The organism is Clostridium sp. AF50-3 (genome assembly GCF_003477445.1).
In the GTDB taxonomy this organism is placed as follows: Bacteria; Bacillota; Clostridia; order Lachnospirales; family Lachnospiraceae; genus Otoolea; species Otoolea fessa.
Genome location: NZ_QUDH01000008.1, coordinates 36,955 through 55,094, shown reverse-complemented (window position 1 = coordinate 55,094; position 18,140 = coordinate 36,955). Strand labels below are relative to the sequence as shown.

The following is an 18,140-nucleotide window of genomic DNA, read 5'->3' as shown; positions in this document are numbered from 1 at the left end:
GGTGATTCGGAATTTCCGGGTTTAACATCACGATCGACTTTTGGCTAATTGTCTTCTATCGGACCTGTATAAATACCTGAAATATTGTACGCCGCGATAAGCTCATCCTTGTTGATCTTATCTTTCCAATTCGTCAGTGTGGTGCTCTCTCCTGCCGTAACCTTCTTTCGGCAGGCAAGCAGGAACTTCCGATTCACCATGCACTCCCAGACATAGAGATTCTCATAGCAAGGAAACATTGTTACAGAAACGTCCTTATTGTCGAACGGATGTGTTGTGTGCATCAGAGCTGCAAATGGGATGCAATTATCGGCCCTCTTGTGTTCCGGGAAGAATATGATATCGTCATAACAAGATGCCGTGAGTTCGTCCTTATCTCTGTCAAGGTCAAGCAGTGCCTTCCCCTTTAAGCTCTCAACAGCATCCTTGATATCATCAAATGTTCCATTCACGAACATCAGACCGCCGTATACGATAGAGTACGGCTCGTTTTCCGCGGAATCTGCGTCAATGGAAAGTTCCTTATCCTCGTTTTTTGCATATCCTAAGTATTCGTTATACACCTCTGTCTCTCTTGCGGACAGGATGACATCATGTTCTCCTAACTTTGCGACTGCGTATAAGAGCGCATCGTTGTCGTGATACATACATTCTTTGTGGCCCATCGTTTTCTCCTTGTTATTTTTTGATGATCTGGTTGAAAATGCTGATTCCGGCAAAGCCAGTAAACAGGTTAATAGCCATGACTGTTCCGGTCAGGCATAAAATCCGGTTGACCCATCCATTGGAGGCGCAAAGTTTGAAACAATGGTGCCCCGGGACTGGCCAGAAAAGCTGGATTCCCTTGCAGTTTGGCAGGTCCAGCAGGATATGCGTCAGAAATGCGACTAAAAACGCCAGCGCCGCCTGTTTGGAAAACATGGTGTATGTAACCATGGTGAAAATCGCTCCGGCAGCCAGGGAATGCATGAATGACCGGTGTGGTGTCATCCTTCCGATCACGCATAAGATAATGAAGACGCCCGCTGCCACGCTGCGTTCCGATAAGGTCTGGTTCCCGCTTAAGTATTTGGTCAAATCGACATGGAACCTGGTCTGCGCGATCATCACGACAGCCAAAACGGCAGCACCAATGCCTAACATAAGGTCCGCTTCCCGTCTTACTTTTGACTGGTCTGCGTCAATATCGCTGATCACAGAACCGACTGCTGCGATCCCTGTGACCGCCAGGCATTCAGAAAGATCGCCCGGCCGCAGGACTGCCAGAGCAGCCGCCACTCCGACCGACAGGTGTGTTGCCCTTAACATGTAGCCCCTCCTTTCCTATGAACTGTCTTCAGTATGTCGCATGTTTCTATTTTCACTTTTTTTGCGGATAACACTTTTTGGTCATATTTTGATCATAAAAATGCCCCGGTACGATGGCCGGGGCGTATTTCGCAAGGCATATTATTCTCTTTTCCTAAAGATACCGCACAGCCAGGCAAGCCCGAATACCATCCCCACAAACACTGCCATGCCGGCCCATGTACCCGGATCGCGCAGGTCACGCGCTGTGGATGTAATCATGTCGCTGATCGTGTTGTACATGATCGGTTCTTGTGGTATCCGTATCTGGCGCCGGAACCAGCCGTACACTACGGCAGTCATCCCAAGGTATGCGGCGGACCCGCAACACACCCTTGCGCATGTTTTCCATGGTATCCGGCGTTCTTTCGCCGCCGTACCCACAACCCCAGCGATGGCGCCAGCCAGGTACAGTCCGGCGCAGATCCCGGTATACCAGGAATAACAGGATACCGCCATATGCGGGCGGAACTGATACACTTCCACCATACCGTTAATCCCGTCGAATCCGGCCAAGATGCCCATGATAAAAGTAAAATATGTAGTACGGGTTTCCACTTTCCGTTCGCTTCTCGGCACCTCCGTTACCAGTCGGATAAACTCCAGCATGGACCCGATTCTCAGTGTCTTTCCCAGAATCAGCCAGAACAGCGTCTGCCCTACAAAAAATTTTAACATTACGAATTCCTTTCTTTTTGTGTGGTTCCGTCCTGGATGGTGATCGCCGCCCGCATGAGCGGATGCTGCTGTCGAATCTTACATAGTACGGGTTTCTACTTTCCGTTCGCTTCTCGGTATCTCCGTCACTGGAATTGTTTCCATTTTTCGTACACGACGGTTGCAGTTTCTTTACTGATTAGCCCGCTTTCCGGTACTATGGAATCTTGGACGTTGCTTATTGCCCATGCGCCTACTTGCACATAATCATTATTTTCCGTTGCATGCAGGCACTGAATCCCAGCACACAATGATGGTGATATGGTATTCGGCGCCTGTACAGTATTGCACGCATAAATATATATTGTGCGTGTTTCTGCTTCTATGCAGTCCATAAGCATCCAGTCTTTATCATTGACATTCAGAAGCTTAAATGCCATCTGCTTGCCATCAGATTTCTTGCTATCCGGAAGCATCTCAGGAAATTCAGCCTTTGGGATGGCTATTTGAAGGAACATCATTCCAGCTGGATCAACTGACACGGCCGGGGCATCGTCAAAAATCTGGCCGGAATAAATTTCCTGTTGAATTTCTTCCTTTGTTGTTACCCCGTAAAATGTTATCTTATGCTTACAGAGTATCCACTTTGTATTTAATTTTGACTCATGCTCGGAAGCATTCCAGATGAAACGAATAAGAGCAGCCTCGGCTATCGTAAGCAAAATTACAGCGGTTGCTACGGCAGCCCATTTTACGGTTTTCTTTTTTACTTTCGAATCTTCCATCAAAGAATATCCCATTTTGTTCCCTCCTACTGCTTACAGATACTTATATATCATCCATTCCCGTGATCGTCGCCCCGTGGGCGGAGGCTGCCGTCGCATCTTACGGTACTCAGACGGCAAATTCGTGGAATTTGATACTCCCGACCTTCATGACGTCCGCCCGTACCTTTAAGACCGGCAGGACGACTTCGCATTCATTTCCAATCAGTTCCACCTTATCCGGCGCACAAAAGATCATCTGCAGCCCGTGGCTCTTCATAAAATCCAGCATCAGTTTTACGTTGCCCGGATCCATTTTTGCGAACGGCTCGTCAATGAAGACCAATTTTGCGCATCCTTCCCTGGCATCATAGGTGATAAGAAGTGCGGATAACAGGATCAGCATATACGGAATCTGCACTTCTGCACCGGATTCGTATGATGTCTGTTTGGAAAGCCTTGCGTTTTTGAAGACCGCATTATTGATCAGGATATCATAAGACATGTAGTTGCGGTAATCGGAAAACTGGGCGATCGTTTCCTCTTTCCCATTCTCCACCATGTTCCGGATGATCGTCTTGATCTCCTGTTCCATTTCTTCCACATCTTCCTCCGTATATCCCGGGTCCAGCATCTCGGATTCAGCGCGGTCGGTCATGTACTGGGCATAGCGGATGATCTTTGCAAAATCCGTCCCGTCATTCCTTAACAGGATTTCGAACTGGTATTTTTCTTTAAAATTCAGCTTGGCAAGCTTATGGTTCATCCGGGTGATCTCCCGCATCGCGTCCACGCATGCGGTATAGATCCGTAAGACGAATTCCGTCCGGAAATCAGACTCGTATTTTTCCTTCTGCTGTGCGATCTTCGCCTTCACATCCTGCAGATCGCCCATCCAGATCTTTTCCTTTCGTTCCAGGTACTGCGGACACTTATCAAGCCCTACCGGGAGCTGGTTTTCCATGCCCCAGTTTGCGTTGTAATTGTACTGGTACTGTTTGACCTGTTCCTCGGATTCTGTCATCTCTGCCACTGCTTCTTCCCTGGCTGCTTTTCCGAGTACCAATTCGGATGGCTTCCTGCCCGCTTCCACTGCGGCATCATATTCATCAGAGATCCGGACCGCTTCCATATCAAAGGCCATTTCATAGGAAGATACCCTGTCTTCCGCGCGTTCCAGCTGTTCCTGCTTTTCTTCCGTCTTTGTGCCGATGACAGCGATCTTCGCTTCCGCATCCGTGATCTGGGCGTAGATCTGCTGTTTTTCATCGCGCAGGCGGACGATCTCATGATCCAGACGGTCACGTTCCTGTTCCATCCTGGTAAAATCCTGGTTATGCTTCTGGGCATATTTTAACTGTTCGACCGCCTGCATGGATTCCCGAATCTTGATGACTGTTTCCTGGTACTGGAATGCCGCATCAAACTGTACGGATGTATCCATTTTGGCGTATCTTCTGGCAGTATCCCGTTTCTCTTCCAGAGCCCGTTTTTCCCCTGCAAGCTTGTCGCGTTCCTGCATACGGGCTGTCAGTTCTTTCTGCATTTTTTCCTTCGTGAGCTCCGTGGCTGCCTGCCCGAGCAGGAACCCCCTGGTCTTTTCAAGCGGCAGGAAATACGTATCCATGGATACGGATACGCAGCCTTCTTTACTGATGGCGTTCCGCTCCTTTTTTACCTCCTGTGTCGGAAGCGCCTTCATGCGCCCAAGGAAATACGCGAAATACTTTTTTGCCACCGGGTTTTGGACCTGTAACAGGGAGGAAGCCGCCTGCGGGATTTCCGTGATCTTTTCCTGTATCAGGAGTTTTGTGTTGAATAAGTGCGCACTCCGGTTCGCGGAGCGGATGAAGACGCCGAATGCCACATCATATCCGTCCGGGTCTGTCAAGATCGTATAACGCCTTGCCCCTAAAAAGGTCTCCAGTGCCGGTCTCCAGGTCTCGTCCGTCAGGCCCTGTACGTATTCGTAAGCGAACTTCGCTTCCGCATGGATTCCGCGTTTTTTATATTCCGCGTTGATTTCATCCCGGAGGGCGATATACGCACGCGGGATCTGGCTGAAGCCGCCCTGTTTTCTGTCACAGTCGCGGATAATGGCAGCAGCTTCGTCCACCTTTTTCGCATTCTCTTCCATCGCTGCGGATGCCGCAAGCATCTTTCCGGCGACGCTGTCGGCGTAGGCGGTCAGCTGCTCCTGCATGGCTTCCACCGCCTGGCGTTTTTCGGTTTCCGTATACCGCTTTAAGGAGAGGGACGCTAAAACATCCGCATCCATCAGACGGATACCGGCATCCTGTAAGACCGCCATGGCTTCGCTTACAACGGTCTGGGCGCGTTCCAGCCGTTCCTTTTCCCGTTTTAAAGCGGAAGCTTCATCCTGCAGTTTTTCCAGGTGTTCCTGCTCCATGCGGATTGGTTCCATGCAGTCCATGTTATCGAGGCTTAAGTTTAACTGGCGGATCTTACGCTCCACTTCACGCTCTTCCTCAGTTTTTTTCTCCAGTTTTCCTTTTAATTCCCGCACCTGCTGGCTGATCTGGACTGCTTTTTTGCAAGCCCCGTAATCTCATCGTCCAGGTTATGGTAGTCTTTGTAGGCGTTCATAATATCGTCCCGGCGCACGATAGCTTCCGACTTTTCAAAAGCAGCGGATGCGTCCGTGACTGCTTCCAAATCCCCGATCTCCCGCTCGATCTGGGATAATTCCCCGTTTAAACGGTCGATACGCTCCATAGACTGTACCAGCGGGTCAAAACGGATCTCCCTCGGTTCCAGTACACTTTCCTTGATGAACTGTTCGATTCTGGACTTCGGGTTATAGGTTAAGATCCCTCGGATCTTTTTTAAGAACGTCTGCACCTGGAGCTTTGTCATGTTTAAGCCCGTCATCTGCATGAATGCTTCCAGACCTTCTTCATTTCCCATGAAGCGGACTTTCCATTCCTTTTTCAATTCTTCCCTTGTTTTTGGACGTTCCGTGCCGTTTTCTTTTATGGTATGGCTGACATCCTGCATTGTCTTCCCTTCCAGGACATACCGCCACGTCTTGACCGTATTTTTGCTGTCGGTCTCAATGAGTGTTCCAAGGATGAACGGGACCATGGCAGAGTCATCATAATATTCCAATGCGATATGCGTTGTTAAGGTCGGGTATTTATCCGCCGGACGCATATAGGTATTGGATGTCGCATCCATGAAACCTCTGGTGTAGGTGGACAGGGTCCGTTTTCCCTGGGTGTCCGTTGATTTATTGAATGCCGTATCCCCGAACGCCCCATACCGGATCGCATCCAGGATAACCGACTTTCCACTGCCGTTCCTTCCCATGATCAGCGTGAACCGTCCGATGGGGAACGTGTTATGATTAAACGCATACCAATTCACCAACCGCACCTGTTTTAAAATGACCATGAATCTTCCTCCTCGTTCGTATCTTCCTCTTCTGTATCCGTTCCGTCTTCTTCCTGCTCGTCTTCTTCCCCGGCATGCAGGGCTTCGTCCGCTACCGTCTTAAACTGCGGGATGTCCCATCCAAACTGCAGGGACGGGTACAGGCGGATCTTTGCATCTTCCCCTTTGTCGTCCTCGTTAAAATGGACGAGCATGTATTTCTTAAACAAGCGCAATGCGGCACGCAGTTCCTGTCCGCTTACTTCCACCCCGAAGGATTTTAAACGGTCGACCAAAGCGCCCATTTCGATGAATGTACCGTCCTCGTTACCAAGACTGCTTAAATAGGTCTGCCACAATACCAGGAGCAGGTGGTACTGGAGCGGGGTAAACTGGATAATGTTTGCCTTCCGCAGTCCCTGCACATCTTCATCCTGCTCGCTTAAGGTCAGCATGGCGACCCCGGCTTTTTCCTCCACCAGGATGTCATAGCCGATCACCTGCAGGTACTGGGAGATCTCAAACCGGTTGGATTCCCTCGCGATGAACCGGTATAATTTTTCTTCCTTCTCCCGCAGCACGAATGTGGAATTAAACAGGTGCCGGAGTGCCTTCTTAAACATCAGGCTTTCCGTCTCCGGGATATTGATCTCACAATGAATCGCTGGCATATGGGTCCTCCTCTTCCTTTGTGCCGGAAAACGCTCCGCTTTTTGCAGTTTCTTTGTTTTCCAATTTTTCTTCATCCGGCGTGATCACGAAATCCGTGATATCCGCGATGCCGTGATCCGTGACCTTCCCATCTTCAAATTCTGCTTTATATGGGAAATCGTCCGCTCCGGAAAAGATCACGGCGGATGCGATCATCAGCGCCTCTTCCTTTGTGGCCACCGGCTCGTCTTTTACGGAGAGCACACTCCTGCCCGTCCGGAATTTCTCACGGATATGGCGTTTGGCTGCATCGATGCCGTATTTTTCCGATGTGACGCCGTACAGGGAATCCGTCAGGCGTTCCATCTCATCTTCGTCCACCTGGAAATCGATCAATGCCGCTGGCGGCGCGTCTGTCGTCCTTTTCCGGATCCGCTGCTCGAAGGAGCGTTTCCCGACCAGACGGTAGGAAGCAAGCTGCATGCTCTGTGACAAGTCCATCAGTGTCCGGTCCCGCTCCTCCTGCGGCATGTCCTTTAACGCCATTAAAAGTTTCGTCAAATAGTTCTGTGTATTGATGCTGTTGTTGCGGATCATGGAGATTCTGGAAGCGTACAGATTATAATATGCTGCGATCTTCTCGTCGATTATGGCCATCTGCTCGTCGTATCCGTGATTCAAGAAGTATTCCAGCTCCGAAAGGCGTGCATCCACAACCGCCTCTGCTTCCTCATATGTTTTCTTCGTGGAAAGGGAACAGTCCACGATCATGCGCTTATGCAGGTCCCCGATAGAGATCCTGGCCAGCAGTACATTGATCTTTGCGATCATGCCCGGGATGGTACCGTCCTTTTTCATAAAGAAATAATCCCTGAAAAAGCGATTTAGGATCTCGTCTTTCATCATATAGGCGCCGAGCCCATTCGCGCTGTCCAACTTTAACACTTCATTCATGATCCGGCTGATGCTGTCACGGAGAACGGCCAGTTCCTCCCGCAGGTCAAATTCGTGGTCCGTAAGCGGTTCTAGGATATTGACATACGGCCTGGTCTGCCGCCCGCCCTTCCACTCCAGTGCGGAGTACAGAATCTCATACATGGAAAAGATGTGGTTGGTGATCATCCCGTCCGTCTGCGCATCGAAGATCCGTCGGATCGTTTCCATGACCTTGCGGCACCTGCCGCTTACGGTGACCGTATTTTCGCCGTTCCGTCCGAGTTCCCGTTTTTCTAACCACCCGCATTTACGGAACCTTGTGATGATCGTTCCTGCAGTCTCCGCCGGGGCACTCTTTTTATTCTCCTGCTTTTTCTCCTCATCCGGTTCCACATCATCTGTTTCCGGGTCGTACTGAAATTCCCGGAAGCAGCGGATAATCAGTTCTTTTGCATCCCGTTCATACAGGATTGGAACTTCCTTGGACCGCTCGATCAGCCGGATGATGCATTCATAATAAAACTGCGCGTTTTTGGAAACGAACAGCTTAAAAAACTGGTTGCTTTCTTTTGTGAATTCCAAAATGCATCTTCCTCCTTTGTGCTTTCCCACTCAGTATGTATCACTTTTTATGTACGCGTTTTTGCGGATAACACTTTTTGGTCATTTTTGCATAAATTTAAAGGGTGTTCCCAGGGAACACCCCCGGTTTTCTCAATAAAGCCATAAAAAAAGGTCCCCGACTGTTCCCAGCCGGAGACCTCATTGTTCCTTTTCTTACTGTGCGCCGCCATCCGTGATCTTTACGATCTCGGAATCGATCATCGCCTTTAATGTCTGCAGTTTTTCTAACACTTCCTCGCGGTCCTGCTCCTTGTACTTTTTATCCGTGTTTAAGAAATCTTCCATCCGGTCGTAGCACTGGTTGAATTTCTTCACAGCGGCCTTGGATGTGTACTTTTTCGGTTCCACGGTCGTTTTTTTCTGGGCTGCTTCCGTCACCCCAGTTTCCTGCGCATCCTCGCAGGTTTCCTGTACGCCGTCTTTTACACCCGTGGTCTCTGTTTCTTCCGCTTTTGCCATGTCTGCTGCTTCCGCCTGCATCCGTCCGCAGACGGCTGCCACCAGTTCTTCGGCAGAAAGAGGTTCTTCGCCATGTCCCTTAACGAAATCGATCAGCTCCTGGACCTCATCACGTCCGCTTACAATATTGCGCTCTTTCATTAATTCCATTGCATCCAGGATGATGTTCTGTTTATCCTCGTCCAGTACGGACATGGAAGAACCCTGCGCGATCTGTAAGATGCCATCCACTACGGCCTTCTGCGCGCGCTCGCCCAGTTTTAACAGGGATTCATATTTGTAGATCGTACTCGGATTGGTGCCAAACTCCTTTGCTAACTCCTCTCTGGTCTTCTGTCCGTCATAGGTACCTTCCTCACGTTCCATTTCGATCGTTTTGCGGAGGTAATCGATCTGTCTTGCCGTATGGATCGCGTCTCCCTTTTTGATCGCGTCACGGCCGTAGATGTTGGCACCCAGGAACAAGCGTCTGCGCAGGGTCTCGGATTCCGGATACGGATACACAAACGCCTTAATCGTTTCGTGTCCGAGCATCTGGAATGCTCTGGTACGTCTGGCGCCGGAATAAATCATATATTCCCCATTGCCCATATCCCAGACTTCAATGGCGCCCTTAAATCCATTTGACTCAATACCATTGGCTAAGCGTTCAATCCCTTCCATACCGAATACATACTCATTATCTGGATATTCTTTTAAATGGGAAATCTGCAGCATCTTCGTGTCGTCCATTGTGGCTTTCTGGTTTACTAAATTTTTTAAAGCCATATTTCTATTTCCGCGCATATCTCTCATGATTTTCTCTCCTTATATTTCTGTTCTGTTGTTTTCTATTATCGCGTTAGTAAGTAGTTTGTATAGTTATCATCTGAATCTGCCAGATTCGGGAGATGTTCATCTTCTTTTAACAAATTGCAACGTCTTAATACTTCTTCTGTTAAATGAATGTAGTCTTTTGTAATGCCGGCGTTTCTCTTCAACCAACACAATGGGCATCCGCATTCATTCGCTTTCCTTGCATTGACATTCTGCCGAATGGTGGATTTCATAAAAGTGTCCCCCAGGGCGTCGATGGCGTCTGCATACAGTCCAATATAGTAAGAATTTGCCTGCATCATGGTAAAGAAAATGCCAATAATCCGCAGGTCGGGATTTCTCCCACTGTTAACCAGATAATTCACAGTATCATTTAATGCGCCGAATCCGTTTAAGCTATAGCTGTCAACGCTGGCTGGCACCAGAATGTAATTAACAGCAGCCAGAACAGCAATTGTCAATTCACCTAAAAAAGGCGGCAGATCGAATAAAATGTAATCGTAATCATACATATGTTTTCTGGTGCGGCGGATTCGATTGATTGCCTCTAAAATAACCAGACCGCTCTGTTCATCATCCGGATCTTCTAATGGTGGCATGGCGGACATCATAGAATTTGCCGGAATGACGTCTACACCTTTCCATTTTGGCGTTGCCTTATCCTGCAGCATGAATTTTGCCTTGATGATGGCATCATTGATGCATTCCGGGCGTTCCACAATGTCACGCAGGGTTTTCGCATTTTTTAACATCTGTCCGCTTGTGCCGTACTTTCTGTCGTACTCCGAAATATTTTCGAATAACAGGGAGCTGCTGACATTCGCCTGCGGATCCGCGTCGATCACCAATACTTTCGCGCCAGACTTTGCAAGGATCCCTGCCATATTAAATACGGTAGTGGTTTTTGCTACCCCGCCTTTCTGATTGAAGACGGCAATTTTCACTGGATTCTTCTTTGTCGTTGCCATATTTTTTTTCCTCTCTTCGTAAGTTTTGTCTTTTTGAAACATCTACAGTATGGAATTCTTTTTTAAATCGTTTTTTTGCGGATAACACTTTTTGGTCATTTTAGCGTATTTTAAGGGTGTTCCCAGGGAACACCCCTTCTATTTTAGCTGTTTTTGCGTATTTTCGCAAGAAACATCCGAAAATCTTTCCGTTTTTACATTTTTTAAGGGTGTTCCCCGGGAACACCTTCTTTTGCATTTGCCTCGAATTATTTTTTTTGCCTTTAGCTGGTAGTATTGGCGGATCGGTTGAGCTACCAGACGTGATACAGTACAAACAGAACTTATCCTTGGCTGTCTTTTTCCGTCTGAGCAGGGTCGTTTAGATAAATCACTTTTTGTGCCCGCCACATTTCGTCGATGGAAAAAATATGATTGCGCTTATTAAAGTCCTTGATCATCGCTTCTGTTTCTTCGGCAGAACACATTTTCTCCGTTCCATTCTTAATCACTTTATACATATCATGACCTCCGATTTCCGCTAAGTGTGCTGACATCTTCCAGTATTTTTAAATGTGCCAGTGCGTTTCGGATACTCCATAGCGTATCGATCCGTTTCGCGTCATCCGGCTCCACGATAAGCTTTGCTGTGTCTTTCATGGATTTGAGCATTCCGAGTTCCGCCATATCCGCTTCATTTACAATTTCCCCAAATGGCATTCGCGCCGGCAGCTGGCGCTCGATCTGCTTTCGGTATTTATTGACCAGCTCCAAACGCTCCGTCTCTACAATTGGGTAAAAGACCCGGATCTGTGCTTCCCATATCTGTTTTCTGAGTTTTTCCCTGTCCTGGATGGCCGCAGTCCCCGCATCCGCGATGGCCTGCAGGATTCCGTTTTCCGGGTCTTTCAAGATCTCCTTTGCGTGCTCGATGCAGGAAACGCATACTTTCGGGTCTGCCCCGCTGATACTCGCGGCCAGTTCTGCGATATACTGTCTTGTGTCCCCTTTTAGCTGGCTGTCATTTAATAATTCCATGGCATAAAGTGCCATATCATATTGTGTGATTTTACTCTCCTGTTCCAACACCCCGATATTCTTTCTTCCTTTTTTCTTTCCTTTATAGGAAGATTCTACGATGAACACTGCCTTCTCATATTTTGACGGGCTGTCGGAATATTCAGCAATAAAATCCATGATCTTGTCATCCTCTGCCTTCTTATCAATCCCATATATCCAGATGTAATAATCCCCGATCGACGGGCCGCATTCCGCGGCAATGAATCTGGCATATCCTTCTTTTAGTGCGAAACGGTTCTGTCGTTCTTCCGGACAGTAATGCTCAAATAGGTATTTACCGATGTCTGGCCCCGTCTCTTTTATATTCAGTGGCAGGAAACATCTTAACCCGGATTCTTCCTGTACCTGCTGCATGACGTTTTCTCTGAATTCCTCTTCCCATGTCTGGGATGTCCCGTGATGGATCGCGGTATGACGTTCCTCCAAAAGTCTGGATACGGTTTTCTCCAGGAGATTTTTCGCCCCCGAGATTTTCGTCCACCAACATAATGCTTCTTTTGTCATAAATGCCTCCTTTGTTGGACGCCGGAGCGTATGGCCCGTTCCGGCGCCTGTATGATTGTTACTGTTCCTCCATGCACTCCATCAGTTTGTTTTCGATGTCCTCCATGGAATCACCAAGCATCTGGTAGAAATTGTAGCGAGAGAAGATGTAGCGCTCCGCATCTCCGACTGCCTTACGGAATACGTTTAATTCGCACATCTCTTCCATCAGCGCGCGGACTTCTCCGGTGTCGAGGTTCGCGATCTTCACGATATCAAGGTCGCAGGCCAGTTTCCAGAGCTCCGCCGGGCTGTAGCCATCCGTGCCGTTACTCATGTACAGATATGCCATGAGATAAGCTAAGATGTGGTAGTAGTTATCCTGTGCGTGGCGCAGGGTGATGAAGTACTTCTCACGGACTTCCTTCTGGAACTCCTCATCCGCCAGGACCTTCTTAATGTGGCGTTCGGATAACACATACGGCGGGGTAACGCTGCGGTCATAGCCTGCGTAATCCGGCTTTGCCAGGGCCTCCACGAGTTTTTCACAGTATAACTGGATCAGACCCGGGAAGTAGTTTGTGTTGGCGAGGATCGTATTGACGAGCGGCTCGGTCGTCTCGCTGAAGCGGAACCCGAGGTACCAGAGCGGTTCCTCGATCAGACTCTTCGCTTCATTGTACTCGAACGGCTTGACCGTGATCGACCTTAACTGCGGGAGCACGCTGTTTCCGCCTGCTGCTGCGCCTTTCGTGAAACGGATCACGTCACGGAGTCCGGCAATCACAAATTTGAAGCGGTTACCCGGCATCTCCTGAAGTGCCTTTAACCTTGCGATCGGTGCGTATTCGTAATTTTTGCAGTCCGCAATGAACGCGTCTGCCTCATCCATCATGAGCAGCAGATATTCCGGTGCATCATCCTTTGTTAATGCCATGCGGATGGCGTAGGTTAAATCGTCCCAGTTATCCGTTTCGCTTTCCTCAGCCAGGATGCCGTTTGCGATGAGCATTCTGGAAACAGAGCGGGCTGCTTCCGCCACCTTGTTTAAGCGGATGTCCACCAGTACCGCACGGTCCCCATTCTCGTCATGGTCTAGTTCACGGGCTGCCATCTTTAAGATCGCGGATTTACCGAGCTGTCTGCCTCCGTAGATGATGTTTGCGCCGACCGGTGACTCGATCTCGGCCAGTTCCTTCTTTCTGCCGTTAAACATTTCCACGCGGATATCGGCGTTAGAGGACGGCAGGTACGGCTGGTAGGAAGCATACGGCACCGCAATCTGCATTAAGGCCTGCGTCATAACGGAGGTCTTACAGTTGGTCGCGAGGTACATCATGAGCGGCTGGTCAACGACCAGAACGGTCTTTCCCTGCATTTCCGTATGCATCCGGTGTGCGATGATGCGTCTTTCCGGCATCGGGAATTTATGGGTCATCAGTACGATCGTGTTCTTGTTTAATCCATCCGCACAGATGGTGCTCTTTAACTCCCCTACGGTGTACTTGCCGTACAGGCACACAACGTGGAAGGATGTCTTTTCCGCCTCGCTTCCGAATGCGGAGATTGGATGCTGATAAGCGTCCTTTTTACGGCTCTTCGGTGTCTGCAGGCGCACTTCATACGTATCGTTCTGTTTTCCTTTTACTCTTTTCACGAATGCGGTCTTAAATCCCATGAGTCCCAGGATTGTCTGGATTTTTTCTTCTCCTGCCTGGCTGTTTTTTTCTTTAATCCAGGCCGTGGCCAGTTCCGGCGTTTCTGCCTGCGCTTTCACGTGCGCCATCCGGTACCAGGTCGGGAACGTGCGGATGAAGTCATCAAGAAAATCCTTTTCCATTCCACTCTCCGCTAAGGCATCTGCGATGTCTCCACTCTGTACGCGTCCGATCAGGTCTTCCGCCACCGTATAATTGTTCCGACTGATCATAGCTTCAATCTGCGCCTTCATTTTATCGGAAACCTCATAACCGCTGTCTGGTTTTGTGACCCTGCGGAACATTTCTTCTACGGCGGCTTTGCGCTCCTCGGAATCCGTTACGATCTGTTTTCTGTAGGCGTTTACCAGACGGTAGAAATACCCATAATTTCCGGATTTACTGCAAGTTTTATAGGACTCTTCCACGTCTGTTAAGATCTGTTCCTTCCTGCCGTCCAGGTTATCTAACATTCCGTACCCCTGGGCCAGCTCCAGGTCTTCTCTAAAGGAGTTCAGTGCGTATTCAATGCCTCCGGATACCTTCGCGCTGAGGATCTCACTCCGTGTCTCTGCGACCTGCTTACCCATACATTCTTCTAAAAAGTCGCAGATCTGCAGTGCGCTGCCGTAATCATGGTCATCTTCCTGTCTGGAAGTGATGATCTTTGTCATATATGCGTCCAGACTCTCCTGGTGTTTCTCCTCAGCAAAGGCGGTCATCCGTTCTGTTAAATCGAAACCATCCAGGATCCGGTGCCTGCGGGTGGTATCCGGCAGCAGGTTTTCATCCAGTGTGATGACTCCGGACGGGAGTAAGTTATATAGAAGAATTTCCGTCTGTCTGCCGCTTCCTGGCTGCGTCCGTTGAAACAGGAAATGCAGTCATCCAGGACCATAACCAACGCCCCTGCGCCGACTCTTGCGGAGGCAAGATCCGGGTTCGACAGAATTTCTTTCTTGGCTGTCTGTGCCAGTTTCGTCCAGGCCTTCGTGTGCTGTTTGTAGATTTCCACGCTGCGGCTGTTGGTGCTTCCGGTCGCGATCCGGACGGCATTTATCCACGCGGCAACACTGTCCACGATCTTTTCGATCTTCTTTGAAATGTTACTGCGGTATACCCCGTACAGCTTGCTGCTTGCCAGGGAAGTACGCATTAGCGTGGCTGCCTGCTTCCAGAGCTCGTCGATATAGTCGCTTAACTTTAAGTGGTCGATGTTTCCGGCTGCGACCGGGGAACCCTCCTTGATGAACTTCTCACGAATCTCTTCCGCTGCCAGGTCTACGCTCTCCCTGTCATCATTTTTTGCGAGATCCAGGATCTGTGCCAGGTCCCCATTTTTTGCGAACATGATCTGCCCCATATACATGAAACGCGGGTTTCTCTTATCTGTCGGCACATAGTTTTCAATGTACTCGTTGTAATATTTTCCTGCTTCCTGGCTGCATTCCTTTACCGCATCCTCCCGCTTCGTGTTGCCGGCGGCGATGTCGGAGAAGAACCATGCTCCGTGAGCGTCCTGCTTGCGAAACTCCGTCATTTCATATAATAAGCTGTTGAATGCCGGGGAGGCGGTGCTGTCGGCATACCCCCTGGCCATATCGTAAATTCCCCGGATCCCGTGGTCCGTCTGTCCGGAATCCCCGCAGATCACACGCATGGCAGATGCGAGATACAACAGCTGACTGTTGGTATCTTCTGCACCTTCCTCAAAGGCTTCCGTGATCCCTACGGATGAATACGTATGGGAAACAGACGGCTCGTCCATGGCGAAGGATGCCATGCGGTATAACGGGCTTCCCGCCATGCCGGCCGCATCCAGGAATGGGAACAGCGCGTATGCGTTCTGGAATAAACAGCACTTTAAGAACCGGGCTGTCTTTTCTTCCCGGATTCGGACCTCCTTTTGAGTTTCCGTTTTCTGGGTCTCTGCCTGCGGCTGTTCTGTGGGTGTTGCCTGGACGATCTGCTTTTCCTGCTTCTTTTCCTGCTTCTTTTCCTGTTTTACTGGTTTTTCCGGTTTTTGTTTCTCTGATGCCCGGCTCGCTAACGGTCCGGACGACCGATCCTGGCTGACCAGTTTCTGGGTGCCTTTAGTGCCCTGCGGCATCAGGGATTTTAACAGCTCGCTTGTCATAGCGGCTGCGGACTGCGGCTTCGTTTTGTTCGTGGTTTTCATGGACTGGACATGGCCTTTTTCCGGTTCTTTCGTTTCCGGTTCCTTCGCCGTCTCTGTTATCGACCGATCTTCTGATTTCGCTTCCTTTAACTCTTCCTGTTCTTTTTCCTGTGAAGCTCCGGATGGGTTCGGCTGTATTGGCTCCTCTCCTAGCTGCAGGTTGCCCTCCTCTACCTCGGCATCTTCCGGTATGACAGTTTCTTTGGCATCCGCTTCGTGATGCCCCGCCCCCGTGCAGCTATCCATTAACAGCGTTGCGGCTTTTTCCGGGTTATCCGGCGGCAGCGCAACCGCCTGATATTTCATGTCGAGCGGCAGGTGCCTTAAGGTACGTTTCATCGCTGCAGCCGCGGCTTTCGCCAGAGTCTCGTCTGTCGCTGCGCATACCATGGTGAAAGACGGGATTTTGACTTTAGCACCGAATAAGACCATATAGTGGCGGAATTTCTGGAAAACCTGTGCAGTGATCCCGCTCACATAAATAAGGATGTAATTCCGGTTTTCATGACGGTGCATGATAAAAAATGCTCCGTTCATTTCCATGACGCAGATCAGCGCATCCTCCCCGTCCTTAACGCCCGTGGCTTTTGCCCGAATCTTGTAGGTGTCATAAAATGCCTCCAAAAACAGGCATTTTATGAGGCATGCGTATGCCTGCGATGCTTCCTTAATGGTTCCGCGGACTCCGTTCAGGCTGATTTTCTGGATGTACGGATAGGTATCCTCCCGGTAACCTAAGTCCTGTAAGCTGCCGTCTCCCCATCCTGCGCGGATGCAGGACTGTTTGTCCGTTGCCACGTTATAAAGGACGTGATCATTGCTCTTCCATGTGGTACGTAAGATGATACCCGTGTTGTAAAGCCTCTGGACGGCACCGTGAACGCGGTCTGGCGTTTCTCCGGTTACGAAGCTGCCAGCCGTTCTGTCATAGATCCCATCTGCCGGAACGCGGCCTGGTAGACCCTCAAGTTTCCATTGACCACGGAAAGAATGACCTTGCCTCCGAGCTTGATCCGGGACGGGTTCCCGACATTGGAGAGCTTCGTTGTAAATGCCCGGTATGCGTCTTCCTCCACTGGTGGAACCGCTTCTGTCAGATCCTTTAACAGTTCGCGTATCTCGCTGATCTCCTTCTGGATTTCCATGGCTGTGTACTGCGACATTTTATCGCATTCCTGATCCAGCGCATCTTTTCTGTCCTGCAGTTCCTTTTTTGCGCTATTTTCAGTTTCGTATTCCGGCTCTGCCTTTTTCACTTGTCCATTTGCATCCATTTGCGCCGGCTCACTCTGTAATTTTTCTTCCGGCGCCCGCGCGATGGCAACTTCAGTCCTTTCCAGTTCCTGCGTCTGCTTCCGGTTCTCCTCCTCCAGATTGAGGCTCAGCTGGCCTTCCGGTTCTGTCTGCCCGGTTGATTTCTTCCCGCGTTTCTTTTTTGCGGATGGTATCTGCGTCGTTCCTGCTTCAGCTGTTTGCTCCATGCTTCCGGCTGTTTCCGGCAGGGATTTTGGCATGATCGCAGAAAATACCTCCGGATACTGTTCCCTTACACCGGCATGGTCCTCCGCGATCTTTCCCTCCCAGAGTGCTCCGATGAGCTCCGGGTCAAAGGAACGGATTAAAAGCGGCATGTTAACGCCGAATTCGCTCTGGCGTTTGCATGTGACATCCATGGCGGACATAAAATACCGGTGTTTGGTAATATCCTGCCCCGGGTCTTTCACCAGTGCGTCCTGCTCGCTTAATAACGGCGGCGCCGCCTTCTGGTCTTCGGTTTTTAGGGATAAAAAACGCTCGATCACGGCGGCCTGCGTGCGCAATTTCTTTAACTGGCCTTCCAGTTCCTCTTCCGCCCGGGCGACTGTTTCCGGCGCTTCCTTTCCGTATAGTTTTCCATATGCGATCCAGATCCGGTCCCCGGTGGCTCCGAGCTGTTCCAGTACGTCCCGGATGTCTTCCACCCGGATCGTCCGGACCAGGCGGTCTTTCGCCAGATCTTCCATGACCCCCTGGATCTTATCTTCCGTTTCCTTCATTAACTTTCTGTAATCAGATAGCGTCTGTTGTAACAGTTCGTATTGGTTTTCCATCGCAATTCCCCTTTCTT

General features: G+C 49.7%; 15 protein-coding genes. All 15 read right to left on the bottom strand.

The window, feature by feature from the left end; translation table 11 throughout:
* Window positions 1-44: 44 nt before the first annotated feature.
* The 15 genes from DW085_RS10550 to DW085_RS10485 all read right to left on the bottom strand — a co-directional run bounded on the left by DW085_RS10550 (window position 45) and on the right by DW085_RS10485 (window position 18,123).
* Window positions 45-665 carry a hypothetical protein gene (locus tag DW085_RS10550; protein WP_118492633.1) on the bottom strand — a complete coding sequence of 207 codons (621 nt, stop codon included), beginning with the start codon at window positions 663-665 and terminating at the stop codon, window positions 45-47.
* 13 nt (window positions 666-678) lie between these two features.
* Window positions 679-1,308, bottom strand: a complete 630-nt coding sequence (locus tag DW085_RS10545) for a metal-dependent hydrolase (protein WP_118492631.1) — start codon at window positions 1,306-1,308, stop codon at window positions 679-681.
* Between the two features lie 141 nt (window positions 1,309-1,449).
* On the bottom strand, window positions 1,450-2,025 hold the full coding sequence (locus DW085_RS10540) for a hypothetical protein (protein WP_118492629.1): 576 nt from the start codon (window positions 2,023-2,025) through the stop codon (window positions 1,450-1,452).
* 125 nt (window positions 2,026-2,150) lie between these two features.
* On the bottom strand, window positions 2,151-2,804 hold the full coding sequence (locus DW085_RS10535) for a hypothetical protein (RefSeq protein WP_118492627.1): 654 nt from the start codon (window positions 2,802-2,804) through the stop codon (window positions 2,151-2,153).
* A 94-nt stretch (window positions 2,805-2,898) separates the two neighbouring features.
* Window positions 2,899-5,244: an SbcC/MukB-like Walker B domain-containing protein gene (locus tag DW085_RS10530; protein ID WP_147353946.1), complete on the bottom strand. Its 2,346-nt coding sequence runs from the start codon at window positions 5,242-5,244 to the stop codon at window positions 2,899-2,901.
* A 38-nt stretch (window positions 5,245-5,282) separates the two neighbouring features.
* On the bottom strand, window positions 5,283-6,182 hold the full coding sequence (locus DW085_RS10525) for an ATP-binding protein (protein WP_118492623.1): 900 nt from the start codon (window positions 6,180-6,182) through the stop codon (window positions 5,283-5,285).
* Window positions 6,170-6,832 (bottom strand): DUF4194 domain-containing protein, encoded by a 663-nt coding sequence (locus DW085_RS10520; RefSeq protein WP_118492621.1) that lies wholly within the window; start codon window positions 6,830-6,832, stop codon window positions 6,170-6,172. The genes DW085_RS10525 and DW085_RS10520 overlap by 13 nt, the downstream gene beginning before the upstream one ends.
* Window positions 6,813-8,330 carry a Wadjet anti-phage system protein JetA family protein gene (locus DW085_RS10515; RefSeq protein ID WP_118492619.1) on the bottom strand — a complete coding sequence of 506 codons (1,518 nt, stop codon included), beginning with the start codon at window positions 8,328-8,330 and terminating at the stop codon, window positions 6,813-6,815. The genes DW085_RS10520 and DW085_RS10515 overlap by 20 nt, the downstream gene beginning before the upstream one ends.
* Window positions 8,331-8,525: 195 nt before the next feature.
* The gene (locus tag DW085_RS10510) at window positions 8,526-9,626 is read right to left on the bottom strand and encodes a ParB/RepB/Spo0J family partition protein (RefSeq protein ID WP_118492617.1); all 1,101 of its coding nucleotides are present in this window, start codon (window positions 9,624-9,626) and stop codon (window positions 8,526-8,528) included.
* Window positions 9,627-9,664: 38 nt separating this feature from the next.
* A complete protein-coding gene (locus DW085_RS10505; RefSeq protein ID WP_182430862.1) occupies window positions 9,665-10,615 on the bottom strand; it encodes a ParA family protein in 951 nt (316 codons plus the stop codon).
* A 323-nt stretch (window positions 10,616-10,938) separates the two neighbouring features.
* Complete coding sequence (locus DW085_RS19155) at window positions 10,939-11,115, bottom strand: hypothetical protein (protein ID WP_182430861.1); 177 nt, start codon at window positions 11,113-11,115, stop codon at window positions 10,939-10,941.
* Window position 11,116: 1 nt separating this feature from the next.
* Window positions 11,117-12,178 (bottom strand): hypothetical protein, encoded by a 1,062-nt coding sequence (locus tag DW085_RS10500; RefSeq protein ID WP_118492613.1) that lies wholly within the window; start codon window positions 12,176-12,178, stop codon window positions 11,117-11,119.
* A 58-nt stretch (window positions 12,179-12,236) separates the two neighbouring features.
* Complete coding sequence (locus tag DW085_RS10495) at window positions 12,237-14,528, bottom strand: hypothetical protein (protein ID WP_147353945.1); 2,292 nt, start codon at window positions 14,526-14,528, stop codon at window positions 12,237-12,239.
* Between the two features lie 56 nt (window positions 14,529-14,584).
* Entirely contained in the window at window positions 14,585-16,831 is a 2,247-nt protein-coding gene (locus tag DW085_RS10490; protein WP_118492609.1) for a hypothetical protein, read from the bottom strand.
* A 104-nt stretch (window positions 16,832-16,935) separates the two neighbouring features.
* Window positions 16,936-18,123, bottom strand: coding sequence for a hypothetical protein (locus DW085_RS10485; RefSeq protein WP_147353944.1), 1,188 nt, complete (start codon window positions 18,121-18,123; stop codon window positions 16,936-16,938).
* Window positions 18,124-18,140 lie beyond the last annotated feature (17 nt).